Genomic DNA, 20,930 nt, shown 5'->3' with positions numbered 1-20,930 from the left:
ATGTCGCAAATAACGGTACTGCTGATTCTGACCAAGATGCGGCCGGAAGAGAAGGCGATCGTCGAGGCGCTGGAGCGCCGGGGCGTCAAGGTGATCGTCAGCGTGGACGGCAGGGATCTGGGCTGGCTGTTGCAGGGCGAGAGCGGAGTCGGGCATCCGCAGGTTGCGATGCTGCGTTGCTTGTCGCAATCGAGAAACGTCGAGTTGGCTCGGTTGCTGAAGGCTTGCGGCATTCCGACCATCAACTCGGTCGATGCGATCGACATTTGTTGCAGCAAAGTGGCGCAGGCGATGCTGTTCCGGCAGTACGACATTCCCGCACCGCAGTCCGTGATCGCCTTCCAAGCCGATGAAATCACGCGCTATGGACAGCGGCACGGCTTCCACTTCGTCCTCAAGCCGGCTTCTTCATCCTGGGGACGCGGCGTGACGCTGATCCGCGATGAAGAGGCGCTGGAGGCGTGGCGGTCGGCGTGGGAAACACATGATGCGCTCTACAAGCATTTCCCGGTGCTGATCCAGGCTTTTGTCGAGAAGCCTGGCTACGATCTGCGCGTGGTGATCGTGGGCGAGCGTCCCATCGTGGCGTTCCGCCGCGCTACCGATCACTGGAAAACCAACACGCACCTGGGCGCGCAAGTCGTGCCTTGCGAGGTGACCGACGCGATCCATGATCTGACGACCCAGGTGGTGGAGGCGATCGGCCCCGGCATCTACGGGCTCGATATCTTCGAGCAAGTGGGGTCGGACGAATTGCTGGTCTGCGAGATCAACCAGAATCCGGAATTCTGGCGTTCGTCGCAGATTCACCAGGTGGACGTCGCCGGCGCGATCGCCGACTGGGTCGCGGCCGACGCCGCCACCTACAACCTTTCTTTCCAAGTCAATTCCGCTACATCGCTTGCAATGGTGGCTTCATGAACAACTTCCAGCAATCGCTCATTCTCTCGCGCGTGATGACCAGCGGCGTGGTGATGAGCATCGAGAAAAACGACCGGCAATTGCCCGGCCTTGAAAGCCTGATTCGCAGCAGGACGGGCCTGCAGCATGTCGCGCTGTTCAACTCCATTACCGGCGCCATTCATGGCGCTCTGCATGGCCAAGGCATCGGCCATGGCGGCCGCGCGGTATTCCCCGGCATTTCGGAACGCGAGTACAAGTTTCTGACCTGGCTGGGGGTGACGTTCGAAGAAACCCGCGCCGAACCGAGAACCTACGGCCTGGCGAGCGTGGCCTGGCGCGATGAGCAGACCGACTTCGCCGCCGCTGCGACCCGGCTGGCGGATGACAAGGTGCAGGTTTATGACTTCGCGGCGCTGGGTTTCGGGCCATGCGCCGCCATCGCCACCAACGATGAGCAGGTGTGGAAACGCGCCGAGCGGCTGAAGATCTTCGGCGCCTTCGACTTGCGGACCATGTGGTCCCAAGCCGAAAGCGAGCCGGATATCCAGCCGACCATCCAATTCAACTACCGACTGAGCCCGCTGGTTGCCGCGTGCGTTCGTCAGGCAATCCAAGGGGACTGATCATGCAAACCGATTTTCCGGCACTGCCGCTGCCGTGGCCGACAGATAGCGTCCTGCGCGACGAACTGGCGCATCTTGGCGGTCCGCCTGTCATTGGCCAAGGCTTCCGCCGCACCCTATTCCCGGTGATCACCAAGGAAGATGTGCTGCAGATGCAGATCAGCATCCTGCGCAATCATTCCACGTCGGTGGCGCAGTTCACCGAGGACTACCGCCAGTATGTCGGCGCGCCGTTCGCCATCGCGACCGCCAGCGGCACGTCTTCGCTGCACCTGGCGCTGATCGGCGCCGGCGTGGAGCCGGGCGACGAGGTGATCGTGCCTTGCTTCACCTTCATCGCGACCGCTCAGGCCATCGTGGCCGCCAAGGCGATTCCGGTGTTCGTGGACATCGACCCGCAGACCTACTGCGTCGACGTTGCCGCGGTGGAAGCCGCGATCACGCCGCGTACCCGCGTCGTGATGCCCGTGCATGTGCATGGCCTGCCGGCCAATATGGCGGCGTTGCGCGACCTCTGCGACCGCCACCAGCTGGCGCTGGTCGAAGATGCTTCCCACGCCCACTCCGCCTCCATCGACGGCAAGGTCTGCGGCTCGCTGGGCGATGCTGCCGGGCAGAGCTTGATGGCGGATAAAAACTTCCCGGTCGGCGGCGAGGGCGGCATCGCCTTCTTCTCCGACGAGGAGAAATACCAGCGCGCGCTCAAATTCCTGGAAACCTCGGGCATCGACTACGCGATGTCGGGCATCGTCGCCTCCTTCGGCATCAGCCAGCTCAAGCGGCTGGGCTACTATGACGCGATCCGCCAGCGCAACGCCGACTATCTGACCGCGCAACTGGCCACCACCGGCCTATTCAGCGGACCGACGGTGCCGGCCGGCTATGTCCATTCCTACAATATGTACCGGATCAAGCTGCATCCGGCCGCCGCCGGCCTGGACGATCTGCCCGTGCATGCGGTGAAGGCCGCGGTGCAGGAGCTGCTGCTGGCCGAAGGCGTGCCGGCGCGCGAATGGCAGAACCGGCCGATTCCGGGCCACCTGCCCTTCCAGAACCGCACCGGTTTCGGCAACGGCTATCCCTTCTCGCTCAGCGACCGCGACTTCAGCGAATACCAGATCGAGCGCTTCCCCAACACGCTGGACATGCTGGAATCGACCCTGACCCTGTGCCGCGAATTGCGTTCTCCGGTAGAGACCGAGCGCATCCAGTCGTACGCGCTGGCGTTCCGCAAGATCGCGGCGCGTCCTGACGTGATCCGCGAGCTGGCGACGAAGGGCGAGTTTCCGCTGCCATATCAACGCGATAGCCGCCTGGGGTAATGATGAAAACGGTAACGGTATCCGTTTTGGGGGCCGCGGGCTTCGTGGGGGGCGAGCTGATCCGCCTCCTGCAGGGCCATCGCCATGTCCAGCTGGTCGACGTGACGTCCCGCGCCCGCGCGGGCCAGCCGATCGGCCGGACCATCCCCTCGCTTCGCCACTTTCCCGAAACCGGGCGGAAGCGGTTCGTGGCGATGGAGTCGATGCAGCCTGTCGACATCGTGTTTTCCTGCCTGCCGGGCGGTGCGCTGCCCGGCATGCTCGAGCAGATTCGCGGCAAGGCGCGCCGGATCATCAATCTCGCCGGCGATTTCCGTCTGCGCGATCCCGAGCTGGTCGCCAAGCACTATCCGCAGACGGCCGCGCTGGGAATGCCGGCGGATGCGCGCTACCTGATTCCGGAGTTCTGGCAAGCCGAGTATGCCGATGCGCCGCTGCTTAATTTGCCAGGGTGCATGGCGATCGCGACCTTCTATTCGCTGTATCCGCTGGTGGCGCGGGGCCTGGTCGAGTCAGACATCGTCGCCGAGGCCAAGACCGGCTCGAGCGGCAGCGGCAAGGAGAGCGCGGAGCACCCGGCCGAGCGCGGCCATAACTACCGGCCGTACAAACTGTCCGGCCACCGGCACGAGCCCGAGATCGTCGAGGCCCTGGCCGAACACGCCGGACAGCGGGTCGACCTGCGTTTTTCCGCCGGCAGCCTGGATAGCCCACGCGGTATTTCGGTGTCGTCTTTCTTCACCTTGCGCGAAGGCGTGCAGGAGCTGGATGTGCGCAAGGCCTTCATGTCGGCCTACGGCAACACGCGCTTCATCCGTTACCTCGGCCCGGCCCAGGGACCGTGGAATATGCCGATGCTCAAAACGGTGGTCGGCTCGAACGCGGTGGAAATCGCCACCGACACGGTTGGCCGCCGCTGCACGGTGGTCAGCGCGCTGGACAACCTGATCAAGGGCGCCGCCGGCCAGGCGATTCAGGCGATGAATCTCGCCGAAGGCTTCGACGAGGCGGAAGGACTAGCCTATGGAGGAATGTGGCCATGACAGCGCTTTTCAATCCGGGATCCGTTCCCGCGCAGGCGCCGGCGCCGGGAGCGGCCATTCCCAAAAGCCGGATGCCGCTTTATGTCATCAAGGTGGGCAGCGCCACGCTGGATGCCGGCAGCGCGGTATTCGGCGAAATCGCGGCCTTGGCTGAAACCGGGTGCCGCGTGCTGGTGGTTGTCGGCGGCGGCAGCGCCATCGAGCGGCAATATGCCGCCGAAGGCCTGCCCTTGCGCTACCACACGCTGGCCAACGGCGACGCGGTACGCACCGCCAGCCGCGAAGATATCGACCTGTTGGTGCGGACCTACCGCGACCAGGTGATCCCGTCGGCGCTCAAGGGCTTCGCCGACGCGGGGCTGCGCGCCTTCGCGGCGCCCGGCCACCAGTTGAGCTTGGTCACCGCCCAGCGCAACCGTCCGATCAAAGTACAGGTGGACGGCAAGGCGTTGGTGGTGCGCGAACATCTGGTCGGCACGCCGGTCGATTGCCAGCGCGCGCTGCTGGGGCATCTGCTCGAGCAGTACGACGTGGTCTGCCTGACCGCGCCGGTGGCCGGCGCCGACGCCGCCGCCGCGGTGCTGAATACCGACGCCGATATGCTGGCGGCCTTTCTCGCGACGGCGCTGCAGGCGGACCATATCCGCTTCGTCACGTCCACGCCGGGCATCCTGCGGGATATCGACGACCCCGAGTCGGTGGTCGCCGATATCTTCCCCGGCGTCGAACTGGACTTCGTCAAGGGACGGATGAAGCAGAAAATGCGCGCGGCGCGGCATGTGATCGAGAACGGGATCGCCGATGTGGCCATCGTCGGCCCGCACTCGTTCGCGCAGGCGGCCGGCGTGACCCGGGTATGGCCGCTCCCGCCGCCGCACCCAGCGCTGGCCAGCCTGACGAAGGCGGTTTCCATCAATTCGGTGTCGAGGGACGAGGCCGAGATCGCGAAATGGCTGGTGGCGTATTGCCGGCAGCAGGGCGTGGACGCCCATGTCGACGCGGCGGGCAATTTCGTCGCCAGCAAGGGGAATGGCCCGCAGCATCTGCTGTTGCTGGGGCATATCGACACCGTCCCCGGCCCGTGGCGGCCGATCCTCAACGCCGACGGCCATTTGAGCGCGCGCGGCGTGGTGGACGCCAAGGGATCGCTGGTCAACTTCGTTGAAACCTTGCTGGCGGCCAGCGTGCCGGAGCACGGCCGTCTGACGGTGGTGGGCGCGGTCGAGGAGGAAGTGTCCTCGTCCAAGGGGGCTTTCCATATTCGCGACAGCCTGATCGCCGACGCGGTGGTCATCGGCGAACCCAGCCGCGCCGATACGTTGACGCTGGGCTACTACGGCTTGCTCAAGATACGCATCGTCGCCTCGGTCCGCCATGCGCACTCGGCCGGTAAAGGCGTGGTGTCGGCGCCGGACCTGATGGTGGAAACGGTGGCCACACTGCGGGACTGCGCGGCCCGTTTCGATCCGGAAGGCATCAGCGCGCTGATCTCGACCAAAAGCTGGAGCGACTCCAACCGGCAGCACGCCGAGGGGATACTCAATTTCCGCGTGTCGCCATCGGCGGATTTGCCGGCCCTGCTGGCGGCGGTCGAGACCTGCGCGAACGAAGAGGTGCGCTGCGATATCGAGCGGGCGACGCCGGGATACGGCACCACGCGGACCTGCGAGCTGGCGCGCTGCTTCGGCAGGGCTTTCGCCTCGCAGGGGATCGCGCCGCGCTACGTGGTGAAGAAGGGCACCAGCGACATGAACACGCTGGCGACGCGCTGGACTGGCGTGGACATGGTGGCGTACGGCCCGGGCGATTCCGCGCTGGACCATACCGACCACGAGTTCGTGACCGCCGAGGAGTTCGGCCGGGCGCGCGAGGTGCTGGATGCGGCGGTGGCGCAGTGGTTCGCGGTGCGGGGAGGGCGGCAATGAGCGAGATCATCGAAACCGGCGCCCAGTCCGCCGCATGGGACAAGGTCGGGCTGGACGAATTGCAGCGCCGCGTGCGGCGCACCATCGTCGACCTGGCGGCGACGCCGACCGGCTGCCATATCGGCGGCAGCCTGTCTGTGGCCGACATCCTGATCGCCGCCTTTGCCAGCGTAGACCGCGCGGCGGGTGACGAGGTGATCCTCAGCAAGGGGCACGCCGCTGCCGGCCTGTACGCGGTGATGCACCACCTGGGCATCATGCCGGAGGACCCGGTCGCCAGCTATGGCGCGGCCGGTTCCATCCTGACCGGCCATCCCAACCACAAGATACCCGGCGTGCGCTTCGCCACCGGCAGCCTGGGCCACGGAGTGGCTTACGGCGTCGGCTGGGCGCTAGCACGCCGGATCAAGGGCGACCGGCGCCGGGCGATCGCGGTGGCCGGCGACGGCGAATTGCAGGAGGGCCTTTGCTGGGAGGCGTTCCAGCTGGCCAGCGGCAAAGGGCTGGGCAACTTCATCGTGATCGTCGATCGAAACGGCGGGCAGAACGACGGCGCGGTCGACGAGATTTCGCCGATGCCGGATCTGCTCAGGCGTTTCGAGGCCTTCGGCTTCGATTGTGCGCAGGCCGACGGCCATGATCCGGCGGCGCTGGGCGCGATCATCGATGCGCATGACGCCAGGGGCGACCGGCCGCTGGCCATCGTCGCCGATACCGTCAAGGGCAAGGGCGTCGGCGCGATCGAGAACAATCCCGCCTGCCACTATGCGGTGCTGAAGCCGGCAGTCGCCAAAAAATGGAAGGAGACCATCGCATGAGTCTGGCTGGTCGAATTGCTTATCGGGAAGAACTGACGCGGCTGGCGGTGGATGACGCCGCCATCGTCTGCCTGGAGGGGGATCTGGGTGGCGCCAAGCATCCGTTCCAGAGCGCCCATCCTGACCGTTTCTTCAATCTCGGCATCGCCGAAGCGGCCGCCATCGATTGCGCCACCGCGCTGGCCTTCAACGGCTTGACGCCGTTCTTCAGTACTTTCGCGCCGTTCGCGGTGCTGCGCGCGGCGGAAAGCATGAAGCTGTCGATGGGTTATATGGCGGCCAACATCAAGGTGGTTGCGCCTTACGCCGGCGTGGCCGGCGGCTGGTTCGGCACCACGCACCACTGTCTGGAGGATCTGGCCATCGTCCAGTCTTTCCCTGGCATCCGCATCCTGGCGCCTTACGGCGAGGAGGAGACGCGTGACGCGGTGCGCTTGATGGCCGAAACCCCGGGCCCGTTCTACATGCGGCTGGGCAGAAACGGCGCCTATGCCAGCCTGGACGGAGAACGAGACCGGCACGGCATCGTCTGGCAGGCGGCCTCCGGTTCGGCCGCGCCGACGCTGGCGGTGGTCTCCGCCGGGGAAATGGCCACGGCGGCGGTGTTGGCGGCGCGGGAGCAGGGCGCCGAATTCGCGCACGCGCATTTGTGGCGGCTGGATAGCGAGGCGCTGGCCCAGGCCGCGGCGGGCTTGGCCGGCTTCGATGCCGTGCTGGTGGCGGAGGAGCATCGCGCGCAAGGCGGCATCGGCTCGGCCCTGGCGCTGCTGTTGCCGGAAGTCCGCGTGCACTCCTTCAATTGCGGCGAGGGTTGGCCCGGCGTCGGCGGCTCGCACGAGGAAGTGCTGGCCTCGCTGGGCTTTACCAGCGAGTCGCTGCGCCAGCGCATAGAACAATTGCTCCCGGCCGCTGCTCGGCGCGCCGGCGACCTATCTCATTGAACAAGGAATCAAAAAATGCATATCTTGATGATCGAATGCAATCCCAATGGCATCGCCGGCATCGCAAACGCGCTGGAACTGGGCCATGACGTCACGCTGGTCTCGGCGGACCCGGATTTCTACCTGAACGTATCGCCGCTGGCCAAGGCCGCTTTCGAGCATCCTCGCTGCCGCGTGATCAAGTCCGACGACGCTTTCGTCATCGATGCGCTGCTGGCGTTGGCCAAGCGCCTGCATGCCGAGAAGCCGGTGCACGGCGTGGCCACCTATAGCGAGTACCACACTGTCCACACCGCCACCGTGGCGCAGGCGCTGGGCCTGCCGGGCATGAGCGTGGAAGGCGCGCTGAATGCCCGCCACAAGCACCGCACCCGCACCAAGCTGGCCGGCTCCGGCGTTCGGCAGCCGCGCTTCGCGCATGTCAGCGACCCGCAGCAGGTGGAGGCGGCAGTGCGCGAAATCGGTTTCCCCTGCGTGGTCAAGCCGTCGGATGGCACGGCCAGCCTGCATGTGCTGCATCTGACCAATGAAAAAGACCTGGAGCAATACCTGGCCGAGCTGGCCAAGATCGCCGATTACGGCCGCGGCGTGGTGCGCATTCCTGACATCCTGGTCGAGGAATTCGTCGAGGGCGAGCTGGTGTCGGTGGAAGCCTGCGTGCAGCAGGGCGGCAAGGTGGTCAACCTGGGCATCACCGACCGCGCGCTGAGCGGTTTCCCCTACTTCATTGAAATGGGCGCCACCTATTTCAAGGGCCATCCGCTGCAGGACGAGCTGTTTGCGATGAACGAGAAGGTGCTGACGCATTTGGGCGTGGACTTCGGCTTCATCCACACCGAATACCTGCTGAGCCAGGATGGCCCGGTACTGTGCGAGGTCAACGGCCGTCTGATCGGTGGCGTGGTGCCCAGCCTGATGCAACTGTCCAGCGGCGTGGATCCGTACCTGGAAGTGATCCGCCAGGCGCTGGGCGAGACGCCCGAGCATCCGGTGCCCGGCGATGTCGTCGCCAGCGTCCGGTGGTTTGGCTCGCCGGTGGACGGCACGCTGTCCAAGATCGACTTCTCCCAACTGAAGAACTTGCCCGGCTATCACGATGCGCTGAGCTACCGGGCGCCGGGCCGTCCCGTTTCCCGTCTGTCGAAGAGCAATTTCGATTGGCTCGGCCACATGGTCTTCACCGGCGATAGCCGCGAGCAGGTCAATCAGCGCTGCGAGGCCGCGCTGGACAGCATTCATCTGGAACTGGCGGTAGGGGTGGCGAAGTGAGCGCAGCCGTTGCCGAAAGCAGGCCGGCGACGGCTGCGGGCGACGGCGCCCGCCGCGCGCTGCGCCGGGTGGCGATTCCGGTGCTTGACTCGTCGCAGCTGTTCGATGTGGAGGTGGAGGATGGGCATTTTGCCTCCATCCGGGCGGTCGGCGAAACGGCGGCCGGCGCCAAGCCGGCGGCCAGTCTGTGGCCGGGGTATACCGAGTGCCATGCGCATATCGCGCTGCCCGCCAATTTCGACGACAGCATAGACGAGCCTGAACTGGTGGCGCTGCAATACCTCTACCACGGGGTGACGCAGGTGGTGGACATGTTTGGGTTTCCGTTGGTCCGGCAGCGCTGGCAGGACGCGGCTGCGGCGTCCTGGCTGCCCTATCCGGAGGTGGCGCACTGCGGCTACGCGATTACCGCGATGTGCGGCTATGACGGCAAGGGCGCGCACGGCACCGAGTTTCCGTCGCCGGTGTTCATGCTGGGCTGCGAGAGCGACCTGGATACGATTCTGGAGGCCAACGCCAAGCTGGGCGCGAGCTTCCTGAAAGTGATGTTCACCGATGGCGTCGAGCAGCCTGGCTCGCCGGTCAAGTTCAACCGGCTGTCGGCGCCGCTGCTGGAGGCGCTGGCCAAGGCGGTGGCGGCGCGCGGCATCCCTTGCGTGCTGGACTGCAATACGCGCGAGGAGGTGCTGCTGGCCTATCGCTTCGGTTTCCGCTATTTCGCCCACGCCGTGCGCGATGTCGAACTGAGCGATGCCGACTGGGCGAACCTGCCGGGGGCATCCTTCGTCTCGACGCTGTCGGGCTTGCGGCCGATGGTGATGAGCCGCGAGGAGTTTCTGGACGAATATGGCCATGCCGGTTTCGTGCAGACGCAGGATGCGGCGAACCTCGATTTCGTGGCGGGCATCGAGCAGCCGTTCGGCGTCGCCCGCAACTGTTTCGAAACCCGGACCGGCGCGCTGCGCGCCATGCGGCAGAACAGCCGCGCCGCGCTGGCCCGCGGCGCCCTGCGAGTGGGAACCGACGCCGGCAACGCCGGCGGCTTCCATGGCTACAGCCTGCTGGCCGAATTGAGGCTGCTGGCGGAGCGGCGGGGCCGGGCCGACGTCGCGCTGCAGACCAACGCCTGTCTCGACGGCCGCCGCTTTTTCGAGCTGCTGGCTGGGCGCGCCGCCTCTGAGCCGTTCGCAGTCGGGGCCGCCGCGACGTTCAACCTGTTTCGCGACGCCGATGCGGCGACCGGCGCCTTGCCGGATGAGACCGTGGTCCGCGGCATCGCGGTGGACCGCGCGCGCATCGCGCAATTCATTCACTCCAGACGCGCTTCCGCGACCAAAGGGAAAGTCTCGCTATGACACCGCAACATAGACGTACCATGTATGGCATCAATATCGGCATCGCGTTGGCGGGTATTGGGAATTTCATCTATTTTCCGCATCTCGTCGCCACCTTGGGATCAAGCTACAGCGGGTTCTGGGCCGGCTTCGTCATGTTCATGACCTATGTCGGCCGTTTGAGCGCCACCTTCAGCTATGAGGGATTTTCGGCGCGGGTCGGCAAGCGCCACGGCATCGTCATCGGCATCCTGGTGGAGGCGGTGGCCCTGGGCCTGATGGCTTTCGCGCATGACGTCGTCGCCTATAGCGCGCTGGCCTTCTTCGTGGGCTTCGGCTCGGGCACCTCCTTCCCCGGGCTGAAGAACGTGCTGGGCGAATTTCCGGAAGCGGCTCGGGCCAAGGCGTTTTCCAGCTTCCAGCTGGCATCCCAGTCCGGCATCATCCTCGGCGCCCTGGCTGGCGGCCTGTTCAGCAATGCCCAGATGCCGCTGGTGTTCCTGGTGGTGTTCCTGCTGTTCATCGGCTACTGCATCGCCGCGTACTTCGTGATTCCGGGCGAGACCCATCCGCCCAAGCGCGACGTGCCGCTGTTCAACGCCGGCATCTTGAAAGGGCTGGAGTTGGGAGAGGGGACCTTCTACTTCCTGTTGTCCAGCTTGTTCTGGCTGCTGTCTCTCAACTTCGTCGTCTCCATGCCCTTGCATATGCAGGCTTATGTCAAGGAGCTGCCGCTGACGGTTCCGTTCTGGATCACCGGCGTGGCGATGCTGTTGCTGCAGATGCCGATCTTCCGTTTCTTCAACGGCCGTTTCCCGCCTGGCTACGTGATGGCGATTGCCTTCATCGGCATGAGCGCCGCCTATCTGATGTTCGGGATGGGCGTCTCCGCCTATTGGGTGGTGGCGGGCTGCCTGATCGTGATCCTGGGCGACATCCTGTTCACGCCTTCGTTTGATATGTGGGTTTCGGCCAAGATCCCGGCCGATCGGCTATCCCGCGCGATGGGCGCGATGCACTTCTTCCGCAGCCTAGGCAACATGCTGGGTTCGTTCCTGGCCGGCTTGCTGTTCGACCTGTCGCGCCATATGGGACGCCCGGGCCTGAACTGGCTGATTGTCGCCGGCCTGGCCTTGTTGTGCGCGGTGGTGAGCTTCGCCAGCGTCAAGAAGCGCGTGCCGCTGGCCGAGCAGTTGTCCGGCGCCAAATAGGCAAGAGCGGGCTCGCGGCGCGCGGGCCTGCGTAACCGTTACGGCAAGGAAAGAGACATAGAAATGACGGAATTGAAATCCATCAATCAGCAACGTCCGACCGTCCTGGTGATTTCCACTGGCTTTCACCTCTATCGCGAATACCTGCTGCGGCAAATCGTAGAGGAGGCGAATGTCTGGCTGTTCACCGATGCTGCGCCGACCTGGCAGATCCCCTATCTGAACGGATACACGCTGGTGAACACGCTGGACGCCGAGGCGATGGCGCGGGAGGCGTTGGCGCTGGCGGCCACGCGGAAGATCGATGGCCTGATCTGCTGGGACGAGATCCGGATGGTGCCGACATCGCGGGTCGCCGCGGCGCTGGGTCTGCCTGGCGGCGAAACGGACGCCTACGCGCGCTGCCGCGACAAGCATGAAACCCGCCAGGCGTTGGCCGCCGCCGCGGTGCCGCAGCCGGAGTCGGTGCTGGTGGCCGACATCGGGCAGGCGGTCGCCACCGCCGCCCGCATCGGCTATCCGGTCATCGTGAAGCCGCGTGGCCTGGGGGGCAGCTACGGCGTCACGCTGGTGAACGACGAGGCGGAATTGACCGCCGCCATGCAGCATGTCGACCAGCATTGCGAACTGCTGGCCGGCAGCGGCTATACCCGCTATGAAAGCAGCGTGCTGATCGAGGAGTACATGACTGGCGAGGAGGTCAGCGTGGACGTGGCCTGGGTGGACGGCCGGATGCATCCTCTGTTCGTCGCGCGCAAGGAAACTGGCTTTTTCCCCCATTTCGAAGAGATCGGCCACGTGGTTCACGGCCACGATCCCCTGCTGGAGGATGCCGAATTCCTGGCCGTGCTGGGAGGCGCGCACCGCGCGGTGGGTTTCCGCAACGGCATTACGCACACCGAGCTGATGCTGACCGCGAAAGGGCCGAAGATCATCGAAATCAATTCGCGTCTGGGCGGCGACATGATTCCGTATATTGGTGGCATTTCCAGCGGCATCCGCGCCGGCGCGGTGGCTGTGGCGGTGGCTTGCGGGCGCGCACCGGATGTGGCTCGGACCCGTCAACGCACGGCCGCCGTCCGTTTCTTGTATCCGGACGGCGACTGCGTGGTCCAGGCGCTGGCGGTGGATCGCGACGCGTTGCCGGAGAATGTCGACGACGTGTGCCTGCTGGTGGAGCCGGGACATACCCTGTATTTCCCGCGCGTCTCCGGTCGTTACGCTTTCCTGACCGCCTATGGCGATAGCGAGGCGGCGTGCAAGGCGGCGCTGGATCAGGCCGCCGCCGCGGTGCGCTTCGAAGCCGAGCCGTTGGCCGAGGCGGCGGAAGCGGTGTAAGCCAGGCGCCGGTTCCCGCCAGACGTCCGGCGGGGCCGGCTCAGCGCCAGTCTGCGGCGCCTGGCGGTGGAGAGCGCCACGCAGCCTGCAGCCGCCGGCCGCCTGTTCCGGCATTTGTTGCTGGCTCAGCACGAAGCGGCTATCTGCTTCTTTCACCCGCGCCAAGCCCTTGGCGGATTTCTGGATGTCGTCATCGATGGCGGGGTCCTTGTCGAAGTTCACCGTCTCGCCGTCCACGCCGGAGTGGAAAGTCTTCCGCTCGCGGCTGGCCACCGACCCGTTCCAGGGGGCAGCCAGCGCCCGGCGCGGCTGTTCCGCGTCAACCAGCTCAGCCTGTTCAAACGCGCGCGCTGGTAGCCGGCGGTAATCCTTCCTTTGTGCCGCGTCGCCGGCTGCGTTACCTTCGAAGGTCGGGGCGCGCCGTGCGGCGGCCTCGCCATGAAGACACATGCGAATGCTATAACGGCGGAACCGGCATCCGCCCGCCGCGGGGGCGGCGTTGGCAAGGCAAGGGGAGACGAATGATTACCACCATAAAAGGCAAGATACTGGCCGGTTCCGGCCTGCTGATCCTGATCGGTTTTATCGTGCTGGCAGGCGCCAACATCTACAACAGCTACCGCAACGCCGAAAACGCGGTGCTGGACCACGCCCGGCTGCTGGCCGACAGCGAGGCCGGCCGCGTGCAGCGGATGCTGGGCAAGACTTACGATTCGGCGCAGGCGATGGCCGAGGCGGCGACCGGCGTGCGCGCCGCGCTGCCGGCCAACGGCCGCTCGCTGCTGTCGGAAGTGGTGAAGCGGCAGCTGCCCAACAACCCGGACGCCGTCGGCTACTGGGTGGACTGGGAGCCGAACGCCTTCGACGGCCGCGACGCCGAGCTGGCCGGCAAGCCGGAAAACGACCATACCGGCCGCTACGGCGTGTACTGGTTCCGCAAGGCCGGCAAGGTGGACGTGGTGTGGGGCAGCGACGGCGTCGACGAAAGCGCTTATTACACCGAGCCGCGCAAGACCGGCAAGCCGATGCTGACCGAGCCCTATGTCGACCCGGATGTGAAAATCCTGATGGGCACGCTGTCCTTCCCGCTGATCCTGAACGGCAAGGTGCTGGGGGTGGCCGGCTGCGACATCGCGCTGGGCCATCTGCAGGAAATGGCGGCCAAGGTCAAACCGTACCAAAACGGCTTCATGAGCCTGTATTCCAACGGCGGCGTGCAGTTGGCGGGCCGCGAGCCGGCGCTCAACGGCAAGGCCGCGCCCGACCTGCCGGCCGAAGCCAAGGCGGCGATCAAGGAAGGCCGGCCGGCCGAATACGAAAGCGCCGACGGCTATCGCCACTTCATCATGCCGATCACGGTGGGCGAGGCCGGCGCGCCGTGGGCGGTGCGCATCTCCATCCCGCTGGACGAAGCCTTCGCCCCGGTGCGGGCCGCCAGCTGGCAGTCGGCCTTCATCAGCCTGGGCATCCTGGCGCTGATCCTGCTGCTGCTGGGCGCCACGCTCAGCCAGCTGCTGCGCCCGCTGGGCCGGCTGCAGGGCGCGATGACCGAGCTGGCCTCCGGCAGCGGCGACCTCACCCGCGAACTGGCCATCGCCAGCCGCGACGAAATCGGCCAGGCCGCCGGCGCCTTCAACACCTTCACCGGCTCTTTGCGCCACATGATGCTGGACGTGCGCCGCCACGCCGGCGACGTGCTGGGCTCGGTGCGCCAGCTATCCGGCGAAGTGGACCAGATCCGCGGCAGCTCCGCCCGCCAGGCGGAAGCCGCCAACGCCACCGCCGCCAGCGTCGAGCAGCTGTCGGTCAGCGTCAGCCACATCGCCGAATCGGCGCGGGTGGCAGAGCTGCGCGCGCGCGAAGCCGACGCCCTGTCCGGCCAGGCGGCGGCCAATGTCGACGCCACCGCGGCGGAAATCGGCCGCATCGCCAGCACCGTGCGCCAGCTGGCCGATGTGCTGGGCGGCATGCAGCAGCGCTCCGACCAGATTTCCGGCATCGTGTCGGTGATCCGCGACATCGCCGACCAGACCAATCTGCTGGCCTTGAACGCGGCGATCGAGGCGGCGCGCGCCGGCGAGCAGGGCCGCGGCTTCGCGGTGGTGGCGGACGAAGTGCGCAAGCTGGCCGAGCGCACCGCCCAGGCCACGCTGGAAATCTCCGGCGTTATCCAGACCATGCAGCGCGACACCGCGCAGGCGTCCGACAGCATGGGCGGCGCGCTGCAACAGGTGGACCAGGGTGTGAGGCTGGCCGGCGAATCGTCGCAGTCCATCCAGCAGATCAGCGGCCACGCGCTGCAGGTGGTGCAGTCGGTGGGCGACATCGCCGCCTCCACCGCCGAGCAGTCCAGCGCCAGCCAGGAAATCGCCCGCCACATCGAAAACATCCACACCATGCTGCTGCAGACCGACGGCTCCATCGAGCAGGCGCAACAGGCCACGGTGGCGCTGGCGCGGCTGGGCGAGGAGCTGGAGTCGCTGATCGGGCGCTTCAAGCTGTAAGCCGGCAGGCGGCGGACCGGCAAGAGCGAGGCGATAGACCGCCTCGCTTTTTTATTGCCGCCGCGCGGGGTTCAGGCGCGTTGCGGCTATGGCCGCGCGCTGTCGATGGTTTGCCGCAAGCTGTCGACGAAGCGCGCCAGCGCCGGATTGCCGGCCTCGCGCCGCCAGACGAAACACAGCGGCAGCGGCACCGACAGGTTTCGCAGCCGGTAAAACCGCGCCTGCGCCGGCGGCCGCGCCAGGTTGGCGGCGTTGACGATGGCGGCGCCGACCCCGGCGCAAACCAGCGCCAGCATCGCCGCCTCGGTCGGCTGCTCCTGCACCACGTTCAGCCGGACGCCGGCTTGCAGGCAGGCGCTGAACAGGCGGTCGTGGTATTCGGGGTAGACGGCGCGGGGAAAGGCGATGAAAGGCCGCCCGGCCAGCGCGCGCAGGTCGAACGGCTGCGTCTCGTCATGTTCTATCCGCCAGGCGCGCGGCAGCGCCAGCACCACGTCCTGCTGCCGCAGCGGCAGGGAGGCGAAACCGTCCGGCAGCGGCTCCAGCTGGTAGATGAAGCCGCCGTCCAGCGCATGGCGGGCGATGGCGGCCAGCTGTTCCGGGCTGTTCAGCGCCGATAGTTCGACGGCGACTTCCGGCGCTTCCGCCTGGAAACGCTGCAGCGCCTGCGGCACCGGGCCATCCCAGCCGGTGTTTTCCACATAGCCCAGCCGCAGCTGTCCGGCCGCGCCGCCGGCGACGCGGCGGGCGCGCTGGCCGGCGGCGTCTAGCGCCGCCAGGATAGCGTGGACATCGCGCAGATAGCTGTCGCCGGCCGGCGTCAGCCGCAGCCCGCGCGGCGAGCGCGCGAACAGCGCGAAACCCAGCTCGCCCTCCAGATCCTGGATCTGGCGCGTGATGGCGGGCTGGCTGATGTGCAGTGTCTCCGATGCGGCGCGGATGCTGGCGTGTTCGGCCACCGCCGCGAAATAGCGCAGATGCCGCAGCTCCATGCTGGTGTTTTCGGTTTTATGATGCTTTTAAGTTATCACAAAATCATAATACGGTATTGGAATGCATTGGTAGTTTCCGGGATAGTAGGGACATGCCTAGCGCGGACATGCCGCCAACCGACCAGAGAAACCAGATGAACGCCCACACCTACACCATCGGCAATGCCCGCGTGACCCGCGTGACCGACACCCTGCTCACCGGCATCACCCCGGCCTATCTGTACGCCGACTGGCGCGACGCCGCGCTGGACGAGCAGCCGCAGCTGCGCGAGCTGTTCGATGCCAGCGGCGAGCACATCATTCTCAGCGTGCATACCTGGGTGGTGGAGCTGGGCGGCAAGGTGTATTTGATCGACACCGGCCTGGGCAATGACAAGGAGCGGCCGTTCAACGCGCTGTTCCACCGGCTGCGCACGCCGTTTCTGCAGCGGCTGGCCGCGCTGGGCATCCAGCCGGAGGATGTCGACCATGTGTTGCTGACCCATCTGCACGCCGACCACGTGGGCTGGAATACCCGGCTGGCGGAGGGCCGCTGGGTGCCGACTTTTCCGAATGCCCGCTACGCGATGCCGCAGGGCGAGCTGGATTTCTTCGCCACGCCGGAGGCCGACAAGCGCCGCGTGGTGTTTGACGACAGCGTGGCGCCGGTGCTGGCCAGCGGCCAGGCCGTCGGCATCGCCGCGGCCGGCGCCGATTACGCAGACGCCTTCCATTTTCACCCGACGCCCGGCCACTGCGCCGGCCATATGTCGATCACGCTGCATTCGGCCGGCGCAACCGCCATCTTCAGCGGCGACGCCATGCACTCGCCGGCGCAGGTCTACCACCCGGAATGGAACTCGGCCTTCTGCCGGGAGCAGGACGGCGCGCGCACCTCGCGCCGCTGGCTGCTGGACTATGCCTGCGAACATCAGGCCACCGTGTTCACCGCCCACTTCGGCGCGTCGTCGGCCGGGCGGGTCGGCCGCTCGGCAAACGGGTATGGCTGGCAGTTCCTGTGAGGCTGGCCGCTTCGCCAGCGGATTCCCGGCCGGCGTCCGCCGGCGGCGGGCTTAGTTGCACTTCATCGCCAGCTTGACGGTGTCTATCAGGCTGGCGCGGTCGGCGCCATCGCGCGCCTGCAGCGATATGCCCTGTATCACGGTGAAATAGAAGTTTGCCAATTGCTTGCAGTCCGCGTCCGCGGGCAGCTCTCCCTTGCCTACTCCGTCTTCCAGCCGGCTTTGTATCAGCTGGATGGTGTGTTGGCGGATTTGCCGCAAATAGTCCTGCAGCGCGACGTTGTCCGGTTCGCAATTGACCAGGCCCAGGATCAGCAGGCAGCCGTTGGCCCCCGGGGAGGCCAGCACCGTATCCACGCTGGCCAGCAGCATGCCATGTATCGCTTCGGCCGTTGTCGCCGCGCTCGCCAGCGCGCGCATGCTGGCGGAGCCTTCCGAGTGCAGATACAGCTCCACCGCTTCGCGGAAGATGGCTTCTTTGGAGCGGAAAGCCGCGTAGAAGCTGGGCGGCTTGATGTTCATCACCTTGGTCAGCTCCGCCAGCTGGGTGGCGTCATAGCCCTTGGCCCAAAAGACGCGCATGGCCGAACGCAGCGCCTGCTCGCGGTCGAAGCTGCGCGGTCGTCCTCTGACGCTCATATATTTTTCCTTTCTTTACTTTCCACTACATAAATAGTTGACATTTAGATATTTGGGCGGCATATTTCGATTTATGTATCAGCTGCTACAAAAATTACCAGCTAGCGCCATGCTTGTCTAGCAAAGGCCGGCTTTCGTCCGCATGCCGCGATGTTTTTGTCGCGCATCTGGCGAGCAGGGCGCTGCGCGGAGGTGGGAGACGGGAGAGGGCGCACAGCCATCTTCCGGCGAGATCGGTTCGTTTTCACTTGAATGGGGTGGCATGAATGAAGTGGATTTCACAAGCGCTGGCTAGACGCGGGCAGGGGCAATCGACTGGATGGTGGGTGGGGTACTGACACGATGGCTCAGCTAGCTGAACTGCATATCGAGTCCGTGCTGATCAATACGGACAATCTGGCCTTGCGTCCCTGGCGTGTCAAAGAGGTGCATGAATTATACGCGGCGATACAAGACAGCCGCTTTCAGCAGTCGATGCTCCAGGCAGACCCTTTCCATCAGGCCAATGCCGCGATGGCCGCCCTGAAAAGCGCGATTGCCCACCCGCGGGCGTTGCCGGTGGCGGAGTTCGCCATCACCCGGGTGCGCGACAACACGATCGCGGGTTCCGCGCTGGTCAAGCTGACCGATGCCCGCACCGCGGCGGTGGAGATCGATTACGCCCTGTATCCCGCTTTTGCCGGCCAGGGCTATGAGGCCGAAGTGCTGGGCGCGTTGGCCGGCTGGATTCTGGAGTGCGGGGCCGCGCGGGTGGAGCTGGTGTGCGGACTGGGCGACATCCATCGCGCCAAGACCGCGCTGGCTTGCGGCTTCCGCTATGAGGGCGTGCAGCGTTGCGCCATCGCCACGCTGCACGGGCTGGAGAGCGGCGGCATGTTCGCCAGGCTGCCCGAAGATGCCGGCACGCCATTGCGGCAGGTTTTTCCCGATTTGCCTCCCGAGGGGCTGAGCGACGGCGTCGTCACCTTGCGGGTCGCGGCGGTGGCCGACGTGGAGGCCTTGCTGGCCGAACAGACCAATGTCGAGGCCAGGCGCTGGTCGCTGATCGAACCGCTGTCGCGCTGCGATATCGCCAGCCGGGTCGAGAAGGCCGCGCTGGAATGGCTGGTCGGGCCGAATGCGTTTTTCAGCATTGTCGATTGCGAAAGCGGAGAGGTGGCCGGGCGCATCGTCCTGCGCGCGGTGGTGCCGCCGCAGGTGGCGGATGTCGGCTACGGGGTGTTGCCGTCGTTCCGCGGCCGCCGTTTTGCCTCGCGGGCGCTGCAGCTGCTGTCGCAATGGGCGTTCGAACAAGCGGGCTACGTGCGGCTGGAGCTCGGCGTCAAACCGGGCAACGTGGCGTCGCGGGCGGTGGCGGAAGCCGGCGGATTCCGCTTCGACGGCATGCGCAAATCCCGGCTGCGCAATAGCGACGGCAGCTTCAGCGACGAATTGCATTTCGTTCGCGTCAATCCCGCCTATCTGGAACCGGACGTGCCGCTGGTCATCGCCAGCTGAGCCGCGGGCGGCATCGCCTAGTTTGCTTACCTTAGATCAAGAAAGATGGAATGTGATGACACAAGATCAACTTCAAGACGCATCGCTGAGTGAAATGCTGATGGCAGGCGGACAACCGTTCAAAACCTGGCTGGCAGGCCTGGTGGCGCAGGTCGCCGGCGACGACAACGTCGGCATGTACCGGCCGCGCTCGCGGAAGGGCGTGATCCGCCCGAATAGCGTGGAGCAGGTGCGCGACGTGCTGCGCCTGGCCTCGCAGAGCGAGGAATCCGTGGCCCTGCATGCGCTCAGCACCGGCCGGAACTGGGGGCTGGGCTCGCGGGAGGCGGCGCAGGACGCCTCGCTCGCGCTGGACCTGTCCGGCCTGAAGCAGGTGCGGGCGCTGGATCTGGATGCCGGCTGGGCGGTGGTGGAGCCCGGCGTCACCCAGGGCCAGCTGGCGGCATTGCTGGCGGGAAGCCCGCGCATGATCAATGTCACCGCCTCCTCCGCCCACAGCAGCGTATTGGGCAACGGCGTGGACAGGGGAGTGGGCTTGCGCCGCCAGCGGGTGGAAGACCTGGTGGGTCTGGAAGTAGTGCTGCCCGATGGCGAGGTGATGAGGGTGGGTTGGTGGCCCGACGCCGAGCGCCCCTCCCCGGTGTATCCGTACGGGCTTGGGCCGTCGCCGCTGCAGCTGTTCTTTCAATCCAATCTGGGCGTCGTGACGGCGGCGGTGGTGAGGCTGATGCCGCGCCCCGAGGCGCTGCGCGTGGTGCGCCTGAGCTTCGCCCGCGAACGGCTGGCCGAGGCGATCGATGTGCTGCAGCGCTGGAGCGCCCAGGGAATGGTGCGCGGCGTGCTCAAGGTCTACGACGCGACCGCCGGCGCGCTGTATGGCGGCGGCATCGGCGAATACCTGACCCATGTCTGCGTGGACGGCACCGCTGCCGTGGTGGAGGCGATGACCACGGTGATCCTCGACGAGGCAAACCGTTCCGGCCTGTTCCTGCACGTATCGCATTCGGATCAGCGCGATCCGCGGCTGAGCGGCAACGTGGTGGCCGAGATGGTCGCCAGCGCCTACGCCGGCGATCCCAGCCGCAACGACACGCTGCTGCAGGCCACGCTGGGGCAGGATGCGGAAAATATCGACGCCGCGGGCCGCGGCTGGCTGTTCTTCCTGCCGCTGATCCCCTTCCACGGCGAAGCCATCGACCGGGCCCAGCGGCTGCTGGCCCAGGTATACGACGAGACCGGCGTGCATTGCGGCGCCACCATCAACGCGTTGAACTCCGACGTCATCGACTACGTGGTCGCCATCAAGTTCGAGCGCAACGCCGACGAGGCGCGCCGCGCCCACCAGGCGCTGGACCGCCTGTACCAGCTGTTCTCCGCCGCCGGCTTCATCCCGTATCGGCTGGATGTGGATCACCAGGACTGGATAGACGGCCTGAGCCCCGATCAGGCGGCGCGCGACTTCGTGCGCGGCATCAAGGGGATGCTGGACCCGCGCGCGGTGATCGCGCCGGGCCGCTACGCGTGAACTCCGCCGGCCAGCGCCGGCCATCGAAAACGCATTATCGAATTT

General features: G+C 66.2%; 18 protein-coding genes. 16 read left to right on the top strand and 2 right to left on the bottom strand.

Annotated elements, in window-relative coordinates:
• From U6115_RS00245 to U6115_RS00185, 13 genes are all read left to right on the top strand, one after another.
• Positions 1 to 921: a RimK family alpha-L-glutamate ligase gene (locus U6115_RS00245; protein WP_047236432.1), complete on the top strand. Its 921-nt coding sequence runs from the start codon at positions 1 to 3 to the stop codon at positions 919 to 921.
• Positions 918 to 1,526, top strand: a complete 609-nt coding sequence (locus U6115_RS00240) for a hypothetical protein (protein WP_043572682.1) — start codon at positions 918 to 920, stop codon at positions 1,524 to 1,526. The genes U6115_RS00245 and U6115_RS00240 overlap by 4 nt, the downstream gene beginning before the upstream one ends.
• Before the next feature lie 2 nt (positions 1,527 to 1,528).
• On the top strand, positions 1,529 to 2,848 hold the full coding sequence (locus U6115_RS00235) for a DegT/DnrJ/EryC1/StrS aminotransferase family protein (protein WP_043572679.1): 1,320 nt from the start codon (positions 1,529 to 1,531) through the stop codon (positions 2,846 to 2,848).
• Complete coding sequence (gene argC / locus U6115_RS00230) at positions 2,848 to 3,891, top strand: N-acetyl-gamma-glutamyl-phosphate reductase (protein WP_043572677.1); 1,044 nt, start codon at positions 2,848 to 2,850, stop codon at positions 3,889 to 3,891. Before U6115_RS00235 ends, argC begins: the two co-directional genes overlap by 1 nt.
• Positions 3,888 to 5,816 carry a M20/M25/M40 family metallo-hydrolase gene (locus tag U6115_RS00225; RefSeq protein WP_197466043.1) on the top strand — a complete coding sequence of 643 codons (1,929 nt, stop codon included), beginning with the start codon at positions 3,888 to 3,890 and terminating at the stop codon, positions 5,814 to 5,816. The genes argC and U6115_RS00225 overlap by 4 nt, the downstream gene beginning before the upstream one ends.
• On the top strand, positions 5,813 to 6,634 hold the full coding sequence (locus U6115_RS00220; protein ID WP_080509520.1) for a transketolase: 822 nt from the start codon (positions 5,813 to 5,815) through the stop codon (positions 6,632 to 6,634). The genes U6115_RS00225 and U6115_RS00220 overlap by 4 nt, the downstream gene beginning before the upstream one ends.
• A complete protein-coding gene (locus U6115_RS00215; RefSeq protein ID WP_043572675.1) occupies positions 6,631 to 7,575 on the top strand; it encodes a transketolase family protein in 945 nt (314 codons plus the stop codon). Before U6115_RS00220 ends, U6115_RS00215 begins: the two co-directional genes overlap by 4 nt.
• A 15-nt stretch (positions 7,576 to 7,590) precedes the next feature.
• The gene (locus U6115_RS00210; protein WP_052257927.1) at positions 7,591 to 8,844 is read left to right on the top strand and encodes an ATP-grasp domain-containing protein; all 1,254 of its coding nucleotides are present in this window, start codon (positions 7,591 to 7,593) and stop codon (positions 8,842 to 8,844) included.
• Complete coding sequence (locus U6115_RS00205) at positions 8,841 to 10,199, top strand: amidohydrolase family protein (protein ID WP_047243056.1); 1,359 nt, start codon at positions 8,841 to 8,843, stop codon at positions 10,197 to 10,199. Before U6115_RS00210 ends, U6115_RS00205 begins: the two co-directional genes overlap by 4 nt.
• Complete coding sequence (locus U6115_RS00200) at positions 10,196 to 11,389, top strand: MFS transporter (protein ID WP_047243057.1); 1,194 nt, start codon at positions 10,196 to 10,198, stop codon at positions 11,387 to 11,389. The genes U6115_RS00205 and U6115_RS00200 overlap by 4 nt, the downstream gene beginning before the upstream one ends.
• A gap of 63 nt (positions 11,390 to 11,452) precedes the next feature.
• The gene (locus U6115_RS00195; RefSeq protein WP_043572672.1) at positions 11,453 to 12,727 is read left to right on the top strand and encodes an ATP-grasp domain-containing protein; all 1,275 of its coding nucleotides are present in this window, start codon (positions 11,453 to 11,455) and stop codon (positions 12,725 to 12,727) included.
• Positions 12,728 to 12,793: 66 nt separating this feature from the next.
• Positions 12,794 to 13,084, top strand: coding sequence for a hypothetical protein (locus U6115_RS00190; protein ID WP_043572669.1), 291 nt, complete (start codon positions 12,794 to 12,796; stop codon positions 13,082 to 13,084).
• Between the two features lie 164 nt (positions 13,085 to 13,248).
• A complete protein-coding gene (locus U6115_RS00185; protein ID WP_043572666.1) occupies positions 13,249 to 15,231 on the top strand; it encodes a methyl-accepting chemotaxis protein in 1,983 nt (660 codons plus the stop codon).
• 86 nt (positions 15,232 to 15,317) lie between these two features.
• Here the strand turns inward: U6115_RS00185 and U6115_RS00180 are convergent, their stop codons facing one another.
• Positions 15,318 to 16,223: a LysR family transcriptional regulator gene (locus U6115_RS00180; protein ID WP_043572663.1), complete on the bottom strand. Its 906-nt coding sequence runs from the start codon at positions 16,221 to 16,223 to the stop codon at positions 15,318 to 15,320.
• A 134-nt stretch (positions 16,224 to 16,357) separates the two neighbouring features.
• Between U6115_RS00180 and U6115_RS00175 the strand changes: the two genes are divergently transcribed.
• The gene (locus tag U6115_RS00175) at positions 16,358 to 17,224 is read left to right on the top strand and encodes an MBL fold metallo-hydrolase (protein WP_043573047.1); all 867 of its coding nucleotides are present in this window, start codon (positions 16,358 to 16,360) and stop codon (positions 17,222 to 17,224) included.
• 51 nt (positions 17,225 to 17,275) lie between these two features.
• Here the strand turns inward: U6115_RS00175 and U6115_RS00170 are convergent, their stop codons facing one another.
• Entirely contained in the window at positions 17,276 to 17,863 is a 588-nt protein-coding gene (locus tag U6115_RS00170) for a TetR/AcrR family transcriptional regulator (protein ID WP_197466045.1), read from the bottom strand.
• Positions 17,864 to 18,205: 342 nt separating this feature from the next.
• Here U6115_RS00170 and U6115_RS00165 point away from each other — a divergent pair, with 342 nt between their 5' ends.
• The gene (locus U6115_RS00165) at positions 18,206 to 19,360 is read left to right on the top strand and encodes a GNAT family N-acetyltransferase (protein ID WP_052257925.1); all 1,155 of its coding nucleotides are present in this window, start codon (positions 18,206 to 18,208) and stop codon (positions 19,358 to 19,360) included.
• Between the two features lie 100 nt (positions 19,361 to 19,460).
• Positions 19,461 to 20,885: an FAD-binding oxidoreductase gene (locus tag U6115_RS00160; RefSeq protein ID WP_080770163.1), complete on the top strand. Its 1,425-nt coding sequence runs from the start codon at positions 19,461 to 19,463 to the stop codon at positions 20,883 to 20,885.
• The last annotated feature ends 45 nt before the right edge of the window (positions 20,886 to 20,930 follow it).

This window comes from Chromobacterium subtsugae, from assembly GCF_035919665.1.
Lineage (GTDB): Bacteria > Pseudomonadota > Gammaproteobacteria > Burkholderiales > Chromobacteriaceae > Chromobacterium > Chromobacterium subtsugae.
The sequence above is the reverse complement of the archived record's forward strand: the minus strand, read 5'-3'. Positions and strand labels throughout refer to the sequence as shown.

What these genes read in the sequence shown, in the direction of transcription:
- U6115_RS00240 (WP_043572682.1), top strand. Translation starts at nt 918, where the DNA reads ATGAACAACTTCCAGCAATCGCTCATTCTCTCGCGCGTGATGACCAGC.
- U6115_RS00220 (WP_080509520.1), top strand. Translation starts at nt 5,813, where the DNA reads ATGAGCGAGATCATCGAAACCGGCGCCCAGTCCGCCGCATGGGACAAG.
- U6115_RS00225 (WP_197466043.1), top strand. Translation starts at nt 3,888, where the DNA reads ATGACAGCGCTTTTCAATCCGGGATCCGTTCCCGCGCAGGCGCCGGCG.
- U6115_RS00195 (WP_043572672.1), top strand. Translation starts at nt 11,453, where the DNA reads ATGACGGAATTGAAATCCATCAATCAGCAACGTCCGACCGTCCTGGTG.
- U6115_RS00200 (WP_047243057.1), top strand. Translation starts at nt 10,196, where the DNA reads ATGACACCGCAACATAGACGTACCATGTATGGCATCAATATCGGCATC.
- U6115_RS00210 (WP_052257927.1), top strand. Translation starts at nt 7,591, where the DNA reads ATGCATATCTTGATGATCGAATGCAATCCCAATGGCATCGCCGGCATC.
- U6115_RS00215 (WP_043572675.1), top strand. Translation starts at nt 6,631, where the DNA reads ATGAGTCTGGCTGGTCGAATTGCTTATCGGGAAGAACTGACGCGGCTG.
- U6115_RS00185 (WP_043572666.1), top strand. Translation starts at nt 13,249, where the DNA reads ATGATTACCACCATAAAAGGCAAGATACTGGCCGGTTCCGGCCTGCTG.
- argC (WP_043572677.1), top strand. Translation starts at nt 2,848, where the DNA reads ATGATGAAAACGGTAACGGTATCCGTTTTGGGGGCCGCGGGCTTCGTG.
- U6115_RS00245 (WP_047236432.1), top strand. Translation starts at nt 1, where the DNA reads ATGTCGCAAATAACGGTACTGCTGATTCTGACCAAGATGCGGCCGGAA.
- U6115_RS00235 (WP_043572679.1), top strand. Translation starts at nt 1,529, where the DNA reads ATGCAAACCGATTTTCCGGCACTGCCGCTGCCGTGGCCGACAGATAGC.
- U6115_RS00170 (WP_197466045.1), bottom strand. Translation starts at nt 17,863, where the DNA reads ATGAGCGTCAGAGGACGACCGCGCAGCTTCGACCGCGAGCAGGCGCTG.
- U6115_RS00175 (WP_043573047.1), top strand. Translation starts at nt 16,358, where the DNA reads ATGAACGCCCACACCTACACCATCGGCAATGCCCGCGTGACCCGCGTG.
- U6115_RS00160 (WP_080770163.1), top strand. Translation starts at nt 19,461, where the DNA reads ATGGCAGGCGGACAACCGTTCAAAACCTGGCTGGCAGGCCTGGTGGCG.
- U6115_RS00165 (WP_052257925.1), top strand. Translation starts at nt 18,206, where the DNA reads ATGGCTCAGCTAGCTGAACTGCATATCGAGTCCGTGCTGATCAATACG.
- U6115_RS00180 (WP_043572663.1), bottom strand. Translation starts at nt 16,223, where the DNA reads ATGGAGCTGCGGCATCTGCGCTATTTCGCGGCGGTGGCCGAACACGCC.